The sequence below is a fragment of the Brachybacterium sp. SW0106-09 genome (assembly GCF_001293905.1).
GTDB lineage: Bacteria > Actinomycetota > Actinomycetes > Actinomycetales > Dermabacteraceae > Brachybacterium > Brachybacterium conglomeratum.
Map to the genome: position 1 here is coordinate 1 of NZ_BCAK01000032.1, position 14,730 is coordinate 14,730.

A 14,730-nucleotide genomic window follows, 5' to 3' on the forward strand; every position below is an offset into this window, starting at 1 on the left:
GCCAGCCAGCCCCGGGCCGGCCACCACGAACACTTACAGGCGGTTCACTCATCGTCGAGCTCCTTCGATCATCGAGCTCCGCTGCCCTTCGCCACGGGCGTCCTCCGCGGCCAGAAGCCACTTCCGCAACATGTCGCCTTTGACGACGACCGCCCCTTCGGTCTCAGCAGCGAGCCGCTCGGCCAGCTCCGCCCAGTTGGGAGGGCGAACAGAGCGACGCTGCTCCATGGCCCACTCCCAGAGCCCTCCGTGCCCTGACAGCCGGAGGAGAAGGTCTGCGTACGGCGCCTGACTTCTCATGGGGCCAGACTCAAGTCCAGTTGGCTAGACTCGACAACAGTCTTGCTTCGGAGTGTCTAGGCGGGAAGGGGTGGCGACGGTACCCTTGGACTCATGAGCGAACTTTCGAACCCTGAAGAGTCTCCAGCTGCAACCGCCGATCAGCGGATCGCCGCTGCCGTTCGAGCCCTGGCTGCTGGCCGAGGGGTCAAGAACTCGGAGCTTGCTCCGATCATCGGAGCGAGTCGCGCCACTGTGTTTGCCAAGGTCAAGGGCGAAGCGCCGTGGAAGGCGAATGAGGTCGAGCTGGTCGCCGAGTACTTCGGCGTATCCGTGGGCGACCTCTTCGATGGCCTCGGACTGTTCCGGGACACGAAGAAGCCCCACCGGATGACCGGTGGGGCTTCTTCCTCGGGTGCGCCATCAGGGACTCGAACCCCGGACCCGCTGATTAAGAGTCAGCTGCTCTAACCAACTGAGCTAATGGCGCCGACAGAGAAGAACTCTACCCCCGCGTCGCGCGCTGTCCAACTCGAGAGGCCGTGCTGTGAGCGAGGGAACAGCGAGGGGCGTCGAGGAGGGCCAGCGAGCAGGGGCATGGGGCCGGCGACGCCGCGCTCAGGCGAAGCGCTGAACGGCCACGGGATGGGCCGCGACGAGCTCGCGTATCTCCTCGTCCTCTGGATCGGCGAGCACCACGGCCAGCGGGCCGCGGGCGAGGATCCGGCCCCGGCCGAGCACCGCGATCTCGGGGCACAGCCGCTGCAGCAGCTCGATGTCGTGGGAGGCGATGAGCGCGCCGATGCCGAGGCGCTCGATGGTCGCGCCGAGGGAGCGGGCGAGGCGGGCGCGGGTGTTGGGATCCACGGCGGTCAGCGGCTCGTCCAGGACGAGCAGCTCTGGCCGGGTCGACAGCGCGGTCGCGAGGGCGACGCGCTGGATCTCGCCGCCGGAGAGGGTGCGCATGGTGCGGGGCAGGAAGCGCTCCTCGAGCCCGACGCTCTCCAGCATCTCGGCGGGGGAGACGGAGTGGGTGCGGCCGCCCTTGCGGGCCTCCTTCGCGGCGAGCTGGAGGCGGGAGCCGACGGTCTCGCGCGGGTCGGTGATCGTCATCGCGTACTGGGAGACGAAGCGGACGGCGGCGCGGAAGCGGCGCCTGTCCTTCCCCCGCAGCTTCGCGACGTCCCGCCCTTCCCACTGGACGCGGCCGGCGCTGGGACGGTGCTCCCCGGCGAGAGTCGCCAGCAGCGTGGTCTTGCCCGCGCCCGAGGCTCCCAGCAGGCCCAGCGGCCCCTGCCCGGCACGCAGCTCGAGGTCCACCCCTTCGAGCACGACCTCACCGGGATAGCCGGCGTGCAGGGCGGTGGCGGTGAGGGCGGTGGGTGCAGGCATCGGTGACTTTCTCGCGGAGTGTGCGGCCAGGAGCACTCTAGCCAGCTCGGCTGGGCCGCGCCGGGGAGGATCGCCGGGGCGGGCGACCAGGCCGGGCGACCAGGCGGCTCCCGACGAGGCACGATGCGGCCACCCACAGTCAGCCCACGGCGTCCTTCGAGAGGAACGAGCGCATCATCCGGGCGAGCTCCTGGACGGGACCGTCGTCATGGGCCGCACCCTGCATCGCCCGCACCGTCTTCTCGCGGACGGCCAGGTTCAGCACGAGTCCGAGCAGCGCCCTGCCGGCGAAGCCGGGATCGACGCCCCTGCGCAGCAGCCCCAGCTCTCCATAGGCGGTGAAGCACTGCTCGAAGATGTTCTCGTGCACGCGTCGAAGCCGCGCCATGCGGAAGCGTCCCGGGTGATCGCCGCTGACTGATTCGGCGGCGAGCGTGGCCAGCAGCCGCACGTGCAGGGCCCCCGGGTGCCAGGTCGCCGCGAGCTCCTGCATGAGCGCCTCCGGCTCGACGCTCAGCCGCTCGACCTCCTCGAGGGTCCGCTGCGTGCGGTCCTCGAGGGAGTCGATGACCGTGTGGAGCAGGCTGTCCTTCGAGGGGAAGTGGTGCATGAGCCCCGGATGGGAGATCCCGATGTGGCCGGCGATGTCACGCAGGCTCGCTCCGTGGTAGCCGTGCTCGGCGAACATCTCGGCGGCCCCGGCGAGGATCTCCTCCCGCCTGCTGCGCGGTGCGATGCGACGACGGGCTCGCTCGGTGAGGATCGTCGGGCTCGCCGTGGCGGACGCGAGCCGTCGGGAATCGTCGGATCCCTCGGTCGCCGGGGCATCGGCCCGCCGGTGGAGCCGCAGCGGCGGCGAGTCCGAACCGTCGGCCCTCGGCGTGGCGGCGCTGAGCGGGCACAGCGGGAGCGTCTCGGGTGCCTTGATGCTCAGGGGCACCTTCTGTTCGGGGTCGGCGAGCTCGATCGCCTGACGCAGGGGGAGGAGCCCGTCGACGTCGATGTGCTGCATGTCCAGGAGGTCCAGGGTGACGCGCGGAGCAGGTTCGAGGCCCCGGGCCTGGGCCACGACGGGGAGCACGGAGTCGTAGGTCCGGGCGGTGAGGCATCCCGCGATGGAGAGGACGACCTCGTGGAGGTCCAGATCGACATGGACCGTCACGGAGAGGGAGTGGGGCATGAGTGGAGGCCGTTTCGTACACGCTGGTGGAGAGGCCTCCTGCTAGACCTCACCCGGAGCCTAGCCCACCCGGGGACGAACCGCGCTCCTGCGTCTCGAACGACGTAATCGAGGGCGCGGAACTCACCGAGGCGACGAGCTGGGCCGCCAGCTCGCTCCACGTGACGTCGCGGTGTTCGAGGCCGTCTTGGGAGCTCGACGGCCTCCTCCCGGCTGCATCGGTGGCGGCCCGTGAGGATCCCTACCGCATGGTCGGTCTCCGTGCGGGACGCCGACGCGGCCCGGCCCCGGCATCGCTCGTCCGGGAGCGCTGCCGGGGCCGGCCCGGTCGGCGCGCGAGGACAGGGGCCGGGCGCGCCGACGCGGGTGGGTGGGTCAGCGGGCGCCGAGACGCCGTGCGAGCAGGTCCTTGGCGAGTTCCGCACCCTTCGTGCTGTCGCTCTGCGCCTTGCCGAACAGGTCGGCGAGCTCGGTGTCGCCGGCCTCCTCCGCGTCGGCGCGGTAGGTCTCCAGACGCAGGGCGTTGGACAGGCACTGCTCCGCGAACCAGATCAGGTCGTAGTTCTTGTCCTTCGTCCCGGTGATCCGTCCACCGTCGTCGGCGTGGTTCATCATCGTCCCTCTCTCCGGTCGTCCGTCGATGGCCGTGCGGCACCGTCGTCAGGACGGCGTCGGCACGTCCCATCCCATGCCCCGTCGTCACGACGGTGAACCGGGCGCGGCGCCCCTGCAGGCAGGAGGCCTGGACCGATCGGACGGCCCGGCGCGGCCCGCGCTCAGTAGGGTCGAGCTCATTAGGGTCGCGCCCATGAGGCAGGTGAGACAGGACAGCGGTGCGGAGACGAGCGGTGCGCGGCGACGCGCACTGAGGTCACGAGGAGACGGAGGTGCGGGCATGACCATTCCCCGACGGCCCACGGCGCTGCTGCTCGTCGCGGCGGCGACGATCCTCCTGGCCGGCTGCCAGGGCGGCTTCCCCGCGGATCCCCAGGGCACCCTCGACCGGGCCCGAGAAGGCGTGCTCCGGGTCGGTGTCAGCGAGAACCCGCCCTGGACCGAGGTGGCCGCCGACGGCGCCGTCAGCGGGTCCGAGGTCGAACTGCTCACCGACTATGCCGAGACGATCGACGCTGAGGTCGAGTGGGTGCCGGCAGGGGAGAACACCCTGGCGGCGATGATGCGGGAGGGACAGCTCGACGTGGTCGTCGGCGGGCTCGCCTCCGACGTCCCCTGGACCTCCGAGATCGCCACGACGCGCCCCTACACCACGACGACCGGGCCCGACGGCGCCGAGGTGAAGATCGTCGTCGGAGTCCAGCCGGGCGAGAACGCGCTGATGACCGACATCGAACGGTTCCTCGCCGAGCGCGGGGGCGAGCTGTGAACGGCTCCGAGGGCGAAGGCGGCGAGGAGGCGACGGGGTCGGGCCACGACGCCTTCGGCGAGGAGCAGCGCGAGACGCTGCGCCGGGCCCGACGCCTCGAGTGGATCACGCTGGCCTGGATGTCGGCGACAGTCGCGCTGGTCGCGCTCGTCGCGGGGCAGTCCCAGGCGATGCGGGCCGCCTGGGCGGAGGACATGCTCTCGCTGCTGCCCCCGATCGCCTTCCTCGTCGCGGCGCGCCGGATCCGCAAGAGGCCCGACCGCCTGCACCCCTACGGCTTCCACCGTTCGATCGGGGTCGCCCACCTGGTCGCCGCGATCGCGCTGCTCACCATGGGCGGCTATCTCGCGATCGACTCGGTGATGACCCTGGTGACCGTCGAGAGGCCGCCGATCGGACTGACCGTCCTCTTCGGCCACGCGATCTGGTCCGGCTGGCTGATGGTCGCCGTGATGGTGGTCACCAGCATCGGCCCGGTGATCCTGGGGTACAAGAAGCTCGCGCTCTCCGAGAAGCTGCACGACAAGGTGCTGTTCGCCGATGCCGACATGAGCAAGGCCGACTGGTCCACCGCGGTCGCCACCATCGCCGGTGTGATCGGGGTGGGGCTCGGGCTCTGGTGGGCGGATGCGACCGCCGCGCTGCTGGTGTCCGTCTCGATCCTGCGTGACGGTGTGAAGAACCTTCGCAGCTCGATCGGCGGGCTCACCGATGCCGAGGCGCGGACCTTCGACGACTCCGCACCGCATCCGCTGACGCGACGGATCGAGGAGCGGGCGGAGGAGGAGTCCTGGGTGGGGGAGGTCTCGGCCCGGGTCCGCGACGAGGGGCACGTCTTCCACGCCGAGGTGTTCGTGGTCCCCGCCGCGGGGACCGAGCCGACCCTCGACCGGATCGCCGCGCTGCGCGACCGGATCGACGAGCTCGACTGGAAGGTGCACGACGTCGTCATCGCCCCCGTTCCCGAGCTGCCGCCTGCGCAGACCTTTCGGTCGACACTGCGGACGGGGGCCGACGGCGCCCCCTAGCGTGGAACCACACCCCGAGATCACCACCGGAAGGCGGGACCATGAGAGCAGTGACCTGGCAGGGCACCGAGCACGTGAGCGTCGAGACCGTGCCCGACCCGATCCTCCAGCAGCCCACCGACGCGATCGTCCGCATCACCTCGACCGCGATCTGCGGCTCCGACCTCCACCTGTACTCGGTCCTCGGACCGTTCATGACACCCGGCGACGTGATCGGGCACGAGCCGATGGGGATCGTCGAGGAGGTCGGCTCCGAGGTGACCGGGGTGCGCCCTGGGGACCGGGTCGTCGTCCCCTTCACGATCTCCTGCGGGCACTGCGCCATGTGCGGGCAGGGGCTCCCCTCCCAGTGCGAGACCACCCAGGTGACCGAGCGCGGCACGGGAGCCGCGCTGCTGGGCTACTCGAAGCTCTACGGCCAGGTCCCCGGCGGTCAGGCCGAGCACCTCCGGGTGCCGCACGCCGACTACGGTCTGATGAAGGTCGGCACTGAGCTGCCCGACGACAACTACCTCTTCCTCAGCGACATCCTCCCCACCGCGTGGCAGGCCGTGCAGTACGCCGGTGTTCCGGCGCACCGCACCCTCGCGGTGATCGGCCTGGGACCTGTCGGCCAGCTGTCTGCCCGGATCGGGCGCCACCTGGGGGCCCGTGTGTTCGGCATCGATCCCGTCCCCGAGCGCCGGGCCATGGCCGAGCGTCACGGCATCGAGGTGCTGGACCTGACCGAGGACGCCGTGGGCGAGATCCGCGAGCGCACCCAGGGGCGCGGGCCCGACGCCGTCGTCGACGCCGTGGGCATGGAGGCCGAGGGCAGCCCGGTCGCCGGTCTCGCCCAGACCCTCGCCGGCAAGCTTCCTGACGCGGTCGCGCAGCCGCTCATGGAGCGCGCCGGGGTGGACCGGCTCGCCGCCCTGCACACCGCCATCGACCTCGTGCGCCGCGGAGGGACCGTCTCCCTCTCCGGCGTCTACGGCGGCGCGGCCAGCCCCATGCCGCTGCTGACGATGTTCGACAAGCAGCTCCAGCTGCGCATGGGCCAGTGCAACGTGCGGGTCTGGACCGACGCGCTGCTGCCGCTGGTCGAGGACCCCGCGGACCCCCTGGGCGTCGGCGACCTGGTCACCCACCGGCTCCCCCTGGAGGAGGCGGCCGTGGGCTACGACCTCTTCCAGCGCAAGCACGACGGCTGCATCAAGGTCGTCCTCGACCCGACGATCGCCTCCGCCCCGACGACCCCCTGAACCGCTCCCGGCGCACCGCCGCGAACACCCACCACCGAGACCGAGGAGGACACATGTCCGATCAGCTCACCTTCACGAACCCCGTCACGCGCTTCCCCGAGATCACCCCGCCGAAGCAGGACCAGCCGGAGCCCGGACTGGACGCCGAGCTCATCCCCGGCACAGACCGGGGCGAGGAGTCCTACCGCGGCACCGGCCGCCTCGAGGGCCGCCGCGCGCTGATCACCGGCGCCGACTCCGGCATCGGCGCAGCGGTCGCGATCGCCTTCGCCCGCGAGGGCGCGGACGTCGCGCTGAACTACCTCCCCCAGGAGGAGGAGGACGCCCAGCACATCGCGGGCGTGATCCGAGAGGCGGGGCGCACCGCCGTGCTGCTGCCCGGCGACCTCACCGACGCGGACTTCTGCCGCCGACTCGTCGAGGACGCCGTGGAAGGGCTCGGCGGTCTCGATGCGCTGGTGAACAACGCGGGCCGACAGATCGCGGTCGAGTCTCTCGAGGAGATCGACGACCAGCAGTGGGAGGACACCTTCGCGGTCAACATCCATGCGATGTTCCGCATCACCCAGGCCGCGCTGAAGCACCTCCCCGCCGGCTCCACGATCGTGAACACCACGTCGATCCAGGCCTATCAGCCCTCGCCCACGCTCGTGGACTACGCCTCCACCAAGGCGGCGATCAACAACTTCACCAAGGGGCTCGCCCAGCAGCTCGCTCCGCGCGGCATCCGCGTCAACGCGGTCGCACCGGGACCGATCTGGACCCCGCTCCAGGTCTCCGACGGACAGCCCAAGGAGGCGCTGCCGGAGTTCGGCAAGAGCACGCCGCTGGGCCGCGCAGGCCAGCCCACCGAGCTCGCGCCGGCCTACGTCTTCCTCACCTCCTCCGAGTCCAGCTACGTGCTCGGGGAGACCCTCGCCGTGACGGGAGGGAGCCCGACCCCGTGAGCGCGGACCGCACGACGCGCACCGCGGAACCGGGAACGACGCCGCGCACCGCGTTGCTGCTCGTCGACCTGCAGGAGGCCTTCTTCGAGGCTCCCGGCCTCGCCGTCACCCGCGCCGACGTCCTCGCCGCGGTGGGGGCGCTCGCCGACGGAGCCCGCGAGGCCGGGGCCCCGATCCTGCTGGTGACGACCGAGCACAGTCGCGATCGCTCCACCTGGACGCTGAGCATGCTCGAGGACGACCACGGCTACCTGTTCCACGGCGATCCGAGCACCGCTGTGGTGCACGAGCTGGACACCTCCGGGATGACCGGCGTCGAGAAGACCCGCGACGGCGCCTGGTTCGGCACCGACCTCGCCCTGAGGCTCCGGAACCTGGGCGTGGACCGGGTGCTGATCGCCGGCGTCTCGACCCATGCCTGCATCGCCCAGACCGCCCGGGACGCCTATGCCCACAACGTCCGCGCCGCGGTGGTCGAGGATGCGGTCGCCGACGAGCGGACCGAGCACATGCGCACGGTCCTCGACCTCCTGGTCGGCGATCGGCAGGCCGAGCTCGTGACGCTCGAGGATGCCCTCGCACGTCTGCGGTCCTGAGCGTCGCGCGGCACGCTCTCAGGGGGCGCGGTGGGCCTGGCGATCCGGATCGGGGTCCTCGTGGCCGGGGCTCGGGGCGCCGTCGTCAGGCCGCAGCCGGACCGGCAGAGACGCGGGGTGCCAGACCTCGGCGAGTGCCCGCCGCAGGTCCTCAGCATCCCCGAGTGGAGATGCCGATGTGGGCGGAGATTTCGCGCAGGCTGGAGCCGTTCTACCCGTGCTCGGCGAACATCTCCGACGCGCCGTCGAGGATCTCCTCCCGACGTCCTCGGGGCGTTGTGCGCCCGTTGTCGCCGTCGGGCTCTGTCTGCGGGGATGACGGTCGGTGGTCCCCGTCCGTCGCGTCGTAGCCGCGAGACGGCTCAGTGGCGGCTCCATGCATCGGTGTGCTCCTCGTCCCTCGCGGTGCGTCGGTCAGAGGCGGTATGTCGCGTCCGCTCCGTCCGAGCATGTGATCGGCGCCACGTCGTCACCAGCGTAGGCGATGCCCGGCTCCGCCGACCCCGAAGGCGTCCTGTCAGGAGCGCACGAGCCGGGCGATCGCGGCAGAGGCCTCCTTGAGCTTCTCCTCGCCCTCGCGGCCGCCGGAGCGGGCCGCGTCCAGGACGCAGTGCTGCATGTGGTCGTCCAGCAGGCCCATCGCCACGCCGTCCAGCGCGCTCTTCAGCGCGGAGATCTGCGTGAGGATGTCGATGCAGTACTTCTCCTCGTCGACCATCCGGTGCAGACCCCGGGCCTGGCCCTCGATCCGCTTCAGGCGCGCGAGATAGCGGGACTTGTCGGTGATGTAGCCGTGGTGGTGCTCGTGGCCCTCGGCGGCACCGGCCTCCGCGGCGCCCGTCACGGGAGCCTCCGCCTCGGCGGCGCCGGCGACGGCGCCAGTGGGATCGATGGTGGTCATGGGGTCCTCCTGGGGTGGGCGACCGGGGAGAGCGGAGCGGGCGGTCAGGCCGCGGCCTTCTGACGGTTCTCGGGTGCGGCGGAGGCCGACGCCTGCGGGTTCTCCAGCGCACGGCTGCGGAAGGACCGCAGGCGCAGGCTGTTGCCGACCACGAACACGCTGGAGAACGCCATCGCGGCCCCGGCGAGCATCGGGTTCAGCAGGCCCAGCGCCGCCAGCGGGATGGCCGCGACGTTGTACGCGAAGGCCCAGAACAGGTTGCCCTTGATGGTGGAGAGGGTACGACGTGACAGGCGGATCGCGTCGGCCGCGGAGCGCAGGTCGCCGCGCACCAGGGTGATGTCCCCGGCCTCGATCGCGACGTCGGTCCCGGTGCCCATCGCGAGTCCGAGGTCGGCCTGGGCGAGCGCCGGGGCGTCGTTCACGCCGTCGCCGACCATCGCGACGATCCTGCCCTGCTCCTGGAGCCGGGTGACCTCGGCGATCTTGTCCTCGGGCATGACCTCGGCGATGACCTCGTCGATCCCGACCTCGGCCGCGATGTGCTCGGCGACGGCGCGGTTGTCGCCGGTGAGCAGCACGGGGGTGAGGCCGAGGCCCTTCAGCTGGGTGATGGCCTCGGCACTGGTGGGCTTGACGGTGTCGGCGACGACGAGCACGCCCCGCGCCTCGCCGCCCCAGACCACGACCACGGCGGTCTCGCCGCGGGCCTCCGCGGACGCCTTCGCGGTGGCGAGCTCGGCGGGCATCGCGGTGCCGTCCAGCAGGTTCTCCCGTCCGACGAGGACCCGGGCGCCCTCGACGGTGCCGCGCACTCCGCGACCGGCGAGGTTCTCGAAGTCGGTCACCTCGGGCAGGGTGCCGTCGGCCCCCGCCGCCCCCCGGGCGGCAGCGCCCTGCGCGATGGCCTGGGCGATCGGGTGCTCGGAGGCGTTCTCGACGGCGCCGGCGCGGCGCAGCAGCTCTGCCGGGTCGGTGCCGGGGGCGGCGATCGCCTCGGTGAGGGTCATCCTCCCGGTGGTGACGGTGCCGGTCTTGTCCAGCAGCACGGTGTCGACGCGGCGGGTGGACTCGAGCACCTCGGGGCCCTTGAGCAGGATGCCCATCTGGGCGCCGCGGCCGGTGCCGACCAGCAGGGCGGTGGGGGTGGCGAGGCCGAGCGCGCAGGGGCAGGCGATGATCAGCACCGCGACGGCCGCGGTGAAGGCGGCCTCGGCGCCGTTCCCGGTCAGCAGCCAGGCGGCGAGGACGACGATCGCGATGACGAAGACGATCGGCACGAAGATGCCCGAGACCCTGTCGGCGAGGCGCTGGATCTCGGCCTTGCCGGACTGGGCGTCCTCCACCATCTGCGCCATGCGGGCGAGCTGGGTGTCGGCGCCGACGCGGGTCGCGCGGACCACGAGGCGGCCGCCGGCGTTGACGGTCGCGCCGGTGACGGCGTCGCCCTCACCCACCTCGACGGGCACTGACTCGCCGGTGAGCATCGAGACGTCCACGGCGGAGCTGCCCTGCTCGACGACGCCGTCGGTGGCGATCTTCTCGCCGGGCCGCACCACGAAGAGGTCTCCCTCGGCGAGCTCGCCGACGGGCACGCGCACCTCGGCGCCGCCCTTCAGCACGGCGACATCCTTCGCGCCCATGTCCAGCAGGGCGCGCAGCGCGGCACCGGCCTGGCGCTTCGAGCGCTTCTCGAGATAGCGGCCCAGCAGGATGAACATGGTCACGCCCGCGGCGACCTCGAGGTAGATGTTCGCCGAGCCGTCGGTCCGGCCGATGGTCAGCGAGAACTCATGGGTCATCCCCGGCATCCCCGCGCTGCCGAGGAACAGGGCGTACAGCGACCAGAGATAGGCGGCGGTCACGCCGACGGAGATGAGCGTGTCCATGGTCGCGGCGCCGTGGCGGAGGTTGATCGCGGCGGCGCGGTGGAAGGGCCAGGCCGCCCACACCACGACGGGGGAGGCGAGCGTCAGCACGAGCCACTGCCAGTTCGTGAACTGCAGCGCCGGCACCATCGACAGCACGATCACCGGGATCGTGAGGAGCGCCGCGCCGATCAGGCGCTGGCGCAGGGAGCGCAGCTCGGGATCCTCCGACTCCTCGGCGTCCTCCCCCTCGGAGCGCTCCTTCGGCGGGGCGGGGAGGGCGGCGGTGTAGCCGGCCTTCTCGACCGTGGTCACGAGCTGCTGGGGGTCGTAGCCTTCCGGCGCCATGACCCGCGCCTTCTCGGTCGCGTAGTTCACCGACGCGCTGATGCCGTCGAGCTTGTTGAGCTTGCGCTCGATGCGGTTCGCGCACGAGGCGCAGGTCATGCCGCCGATCTCGAGCTCGATGCCGACGTCGAGCGGCCGCTGGGCCTCTCTGGTGCTCATCCTGGGGCTTCTTCCTCGCGGGCTGCGACCGCGTCGTAGGAGGGGCTGGGGCGGGTCCGCGGCGGCCGGTGGGGACCGGCCGCCGCGGGAGGGGAGGGCCGCGGGCCGCCGCGGGAGGGGAGGGCCGCGCAGGGCGACGTCTCTGCCGCGGGGCGACCCTCGGAGGTCTCAGGCGCGGACGGCGGAGTAGCCGGCCTCCTCGACGGCGGCGAGCACGGCGGCCTCGTCGACCGCGGCGTCGGAGCCGACGCGGAGCAGGCCGGTCTCGTGGCTGACCTCGACGTCGGTGACGCCGGGGACCTCGCCGACCTCCTCGCGGACGGACATCTCGCAGTGGCCGCAGGTCATGCCGGTGACCTGGAAGTCGATCGTGGTCGCGCTCATGGAACTCTCCTCGTGATGATCCGGGTATACCCTCAAGGGGTATCGAACTGTCTCCATTTATACCCCCAAGGGGTATGTGAGTTCAAGGTCCCTGCGGGGGAACGGGGTGTCGTCCGTCACCCCGGGGTGCTTCGATGGGGCCATGAGCATCGATGCCGTCGCCCACATCCGCGAGGAGACCGAGCGGTCCGTCGCCGCCCTCACCTCCGTCGACCCCGAGCAGAGCGTTCCCACCTGCCCCGACTGGACCGCCGACGACCTGCTGTGGCACCTCGCCGAGGTCCACGAGTTCTGGGCGGCGATCCTCGAGTCCGGGGCGACCGCCGAGGAGCAGGTCATGGCGATCGAGGAGGGCAAGGACGCGCGGCCCGCCGAGCGCGACGCCCTCCTCGCCCGCCGCGCGAGTGCGACCGAGGCGCTGCTGTCCCAGCTCGTCGCCCGCGCCGACGACGAGCCCGCCTGGTTCTGGTACTCCGCCGTCCAGGGCGTGGGGATCACCCGCCGCATGCAGACCCACGAGGCGACGATCCATCGCGTCGACGCCGAGCTCACCGCCGGCGGCTCCGTCACCCCGATCCCGCGGCAGATCGCGGCCGACGGGCTCGCCCACGTGCTCGAGGTGATGTGGCCCGCCGGCTTCGAGTGGATCCCCGACTGGGCCGAGACGCGTCCCGTCGCCGTCGTCGAGATCGCCCCCGAGGGCGGCACCGCCCGGATGCTGGAGATCAGTCGCTGGAGCGGGACCCGGCCCCGTGACGGGAAGGAGTTCGACGCCCCCGTCGGCCGCCTCCTGGCCGAAGGGCAGGCTCCCGGCGACCTGCCTCGGGCCCGCGCCGCCGGCACCGCCCAGGCGCTGGACCTGTGGGCCTGGGGGCGCGAGCAGGCCCTCGCGCACCTGGAGGGCGAGGAGCAGCGCGTGGCCGTCCAGGGAGACTCCGCCGGCATCGCCCAGCTCGCCTCGCTCATCGCCGAGGGGCACGACTGACCTCTCGATCTCGTGGTGCGCCGGCGCCGGCCGTCGGCCGCGCAGGGCCCGCGCGCAGGTGCGGAGCACCCCCGCCCTGCCGCGCGGCGACGGCGCTCAGCCCCGCGGCACCAGCACCACCGGGACATGTGCCCAGCCGCCCACCGGCGCGATCTCCCGCTCGCCGGGCGTCTCGCCGGGGCGCACGTCCGCCGCGGAGAGCAGCGCCTTCAGCAGCGTGAGCAGCTCGAGCGTCGCGAGGGGACGGCCCGGGCAGACGTGGGGACCGGCGCCGTAGACCAGGTTCCGCTCCGCGTTCCCCGCGGGGTCCAGCGCCTCCGGATCGGGGAAGACCCGACCGTCACGGTTGGCCGAGGTCCAGTGCACCAGCACCCGCTCGCCCGCACCGATCTCGCGACCGGCGAGGGGCACGGGGCAGGTGGCGACCCGTCGAGTGGAGACGAAGGGGTCGTCGATGCGCAGCAGCTCGTCGATGATCGCGGTCGCCTCCTCGTCCGAGCCGTCCCGCACCCGATCCGCGAGAGCGGGGGCATGGGCGAGGGCATGGAGCAGCACCCCGGTGCACAGCGCGATCGAGCCGAGGTCCCCGCCGGTCCAGTTGCGCAGGATCGAGACGATCTCCTCCTCGTGCAGCGCCCGCTCCGTCGAGCCCGGCACCTCGGGATCCGGCAGCGGCACCCGCAGTCGCAGCAGCGCGGTGGTCGGATCCTCCGGCGCGTCCTGCTCGGCGGCCCGACGCGGTGCGAGCACCGAGCGGATGATCGCGTCGAAGCGCTCGGCGACCTCGCGGGTCCGCTCCAGCTCTCCCGAGCGCGAGGCCTCGTGGTTGTCGGACATCCACTGCAGCAGCTCGGGCTCGAGCACGGCGGGCCAGCCCAGCCACGTGGTCTGCCCGCGCACCGCGAACACCGCGCCGAGCGCCGCGACCGCGTCGATCTCCGTGCCGGCCGCTCCCACCCCGTCCAGCAGCTCCTCCACGAGGCCCCCGGCGACCTCGCGCAGCACGGGGGCGAGGCGGGCCATCTCGTCGGGACCGAAGAACGGATCGGTCGCCGCGCGCATCGTGGCGTGCTCGGCGCCGTCGAGGCCGTTCGGCACCTGGAGGAAGCGCGAGACCCCGGAGGAGAAGCTCTCCGCGTCCTCGACGACCGCGAGCGCCTCGGCGTGGCCGAGCACCACCCAGGTCCCGTCGGGCGTGCGCGCCAGCGGCGAGCGCTCGCGCAGCTCGTCGGTCGCGGAGCGGGGTTCGAGTCCGGTGGCGTCGAGGATCGGCAGGCTCATGGCCTCACCCTAGGGAGCCCTCCAGGTGCCCCGCCGGGACCTCCTTCCTGCGCAGCCGCCCTCCGCCAGGTGCACGAGCGCCGCGAACAGGAGGAAGGCGAGCAGCACCACGCCGGTCGTCGCCAGCACCTGCGGCCAGGACGAGGCGGTCGGGTCGAGGAAGGCGTAGGGGTACCAGCCGGTCACGCCCCCGCGCAGCCAGGTCGCGACGAGATACACGATCGGATACGTCAGCCAGCCCAGGACCCGCCGGGCCGACGGGGTGCGGCGCCGCGGGGACAGGAGCCAGTCCAGCAGCGCCGCGACCGGGGCGAGACGGTGGAGCACGATCCCCGTCCAGCCGATGTCCCATCGCAGCAGCTCGTCCAGAGGCGCGACCAGCAGCGCGTAGATGATCCCGGTCATCACGAGGTAGAACGTGGCCGCGCCGCGCAGGTCGTCCCACCACGGCGGTCGCCGTCGCCGGGACAGCGCAGTCCCGGCCAGCAGCAGGAGGGCGAAGGCGAGGTTGGACTGGTTCGTGAAGAAGGAGAGGTGCTGGGCGAGGGAGCCGTCCCGGATCGCGGTGAGGGTGCTGGTGAGCAGGGCCGCCAGGACGAGGATCGCGACGGCGACCCGTGCGCCGCGGGCCGCGCGGACGGCGGTCGCCGAGCGGCCCGACGGCGTCGGCGGCGGCATCGCCGATGACGACATCGCCGATGGCTCCGTCGCCGACGACTCCGACGCGGATGATTCCGACGTCGACGGCATCGCC

General features: G+C 72.3%; 14 protein-coding genes, 1 tRNA gene and 1 pseudogene. 7 read left to right on the forward strand and 9 right to left on the reverse strand.

What is annotated here, in order from left to right; genetic code table 11:
* Positions 1-393 precede the first annotated feature (393 nt).
* A pseudogene (locus tag Y09_RS18245) lies at positions 394-618 on the forward strand (helix-turn-helix domain-containing protein); the annotation flags it as partial.
* A 77-nt stretch (positions 619-695) separates the two neighbouring features.
* On the opposite strand, the gene Y09_RS12860 reads toward Y09_RS18245, so the two are convergent.
* From Y09_RS12860 to Y09_RS12875, 4 genes are all read right to left on the reverse strand, one after another.
* Positions 696-769 (reverse strand) — tRNA-Lys (locus tag Y09_RS12860).
* Positions 770-897: 128 nt separating this feature from the next.
* Positions 898-1,671 (reverse strand): ABC transporter ATP-binding protein, encoded by a 774-nt coding sequence (locus Y09_RS12865; RefSeq protein WP_053918083.1) that lies wholly within the window; start codon positions 1,669-1,671, stop codon positions 898-900.
* A gap of 139 nt (positions 1,672-1,810) precedes the next feature.
* Positions 1,811-2,851 (reverse strand): TetR/AcrR family transcriptional regulator, encoded by a 1,041-nt coding sequence (locus Y09_RS12870; RefSeq protein ID WP_053918084.1) that lies wholly within the window; start codon positions 2,849-2,851, stop codon positions 1,811-1,813.
* 375 nt (positions 2,852-3,226) lie between these two features.
* Positions 3,227-3,466 (reverse strand): hypothetical protein, encoded by a 240-nt coding sequence (locus tag Y09_RS12875; RefSeq protein ID WP_010549722.1) that lies wholly within the window; start codon positions 3,464-3,466, stop codon positions 3,227-3,229.
* Positions 3,467-3,746: 280 nt separating this feature from the next.
* Here Y09_RS12875 and Y09_RS12880 point away from each other — a divergent pair, with 280 nt between their 5' ends.
* Genes Y09_RS12880 through Y09_RS12900 form a run of 5 tightly spaced genes read left to right on the forward strand, consistent with a single transcriptional unit; the run spans position 3,747 to position 8,050 of the window.
* Complete coding sequence (locus Y09_RS12880; protein WP_053918085.1) at positions 3,747-4,235, forward strand: transporter substrate-binding domain-containing protein; 489 nt, start codon at positions 3,747-3,749, stop codon at positions 4,233-4,235.
* Entirely contained in the window at positions 4,232-5,263 is a 1,032-nt protein-coding gene (locus Y09_RS12885) for a cation diffusion facilitator family transporter (protein ID WP_053918086.1), read from the forward strand. Before Y09_RS12880 ends, Y09_RS12885 begins: the two co-directional genes overlap by 4 nt.
* A 41-nt stretch (positions 5,264-5,304) precedes the next feature.
* Entirely contained in the window at positions 5,305-6,507 is a 1,203-nt protein-coding gene (locus Y09_RS12890) for an alcohol dehydrogenase catalytic domain-containing protein (RefSeq protein WP_053918087.1), read from the forward strand.
* Between the two features lie 53 nt (positions 6,508-6,560).
* Complete coding sequence (locus Y09_RS12895) at positions 6,561-7,454, forward strand: SDR family oxidoreductase (protein WP_053918088.1); 894 nt, start codon at positions 6,561-6,563, stop codon at positions 7,452-7,454.
* Complete coding sequence (locus tag Y09_RS12900) at positions 7,451-8,050, forward strand: cysteine hydrolase family protein (RefSeq protein ID WP_053918089.1); 600 nt, start codon at positions 7,451-7,453, stop codon at positions 8,048-8,050. Before Y09_RS12895 ends, Y09_RS12900 begins: the two co-directional genes overlap by 4 nt.
* Positions 8,051-8,567: 517 nt before the next feature.
* Here the strand turns inward: Y09_RS12900 and Y09_RS12905 are convergent.
* From Y09_RS12905 to Y09_RS12915, 3 genes are all read right to left on the reverse strand, one after another.
* The gene (locus tag Y09_RS12905; RefSeq protein WP_234695728.1) at positions 8,568-8,951 is read right to left on the reverse strand and encodes a metal-sensitive transcriptional regulator; all 384 of its coding nucleotides are present in this window, start codon (positions 8,949-8,951) and stop codon (positions 8,568-8,570) included.
* A 44-nt stretch (positions 8,952-8,995) separates the two neighbouring features.
* Positions 8,996-11,326 carry a cation-translocating P-type ATPase gene (locus Y09_RS12910; protein WP_053918090.1) on the reverse strand — a complete coding sequence of 777 codons (2,331 nt, stop codon included), beginning with the start codon at positions 11,324-11,326 and terminating at the stop codon, positions 8,996-8,998.
* A 168-nt stretch (positions 11,327-11,494) separates the two neighbouring features.
* Positions 11,495-11,710 (reverse strand): heavy-metal-associated domain-containing protein, encoded by a 216-nt coding sequence (locus Y09_RS12915; protein WP_053918091.1) that lies wholly within the window; start codon positions 11,708-11,710, stop codon positions 11,495-11,497.
* Positions 11,711-11,852: 142 nt separating this feature from the next.
* Here Y09_RS12915 and Y09_RS12920 point away from each other — a divergent pair, with 142 nt between their 5' ends.
* Complete coding sequence (locus Y09_RS12920) at positions 11,853-12,695, forward strand: maleylpyruvate isomerase N-terminal domain-containing protein (RefSeq protein WP_053918092.1); 843 nt, start codon at positions 11,853-11,855, stop codon at positions 12,693-12,695.
* Between the two features lie 96 nt (positions 12,696-12,791).
* Here the strand turns inward: Y09_RS12920 and Y09_RS12925 are convergent, their stop codons facing one another.
* Positions 12,792-13,976: a cytochrome P450 gene (locus Y09_RS12925; protein WP_053918093.1), complete on the reverse strand. Its 1,185-nt coding sequence runs from the start codon at positions 13,974-13,976 to the stop codon at positions 12,792-12,794.
* A gap of 9 nt (positions 13,977-13,985) precedes the next feature.
* The gene (locus tag Y09_RS12930) at positions 13,986-14,669 is read right to left on the reverse strand and encodes a Pr6Pr family membrane protein (RefSeq protein ID WP_053918094.1); all 684 of its coding nucleotides are present in this window, start codon (positions 14,667-14,669) and stop codon (positions 13,986-13,988) included.
* Positions 14,670-14,730 lie beyond the last annotated feature (61 nt).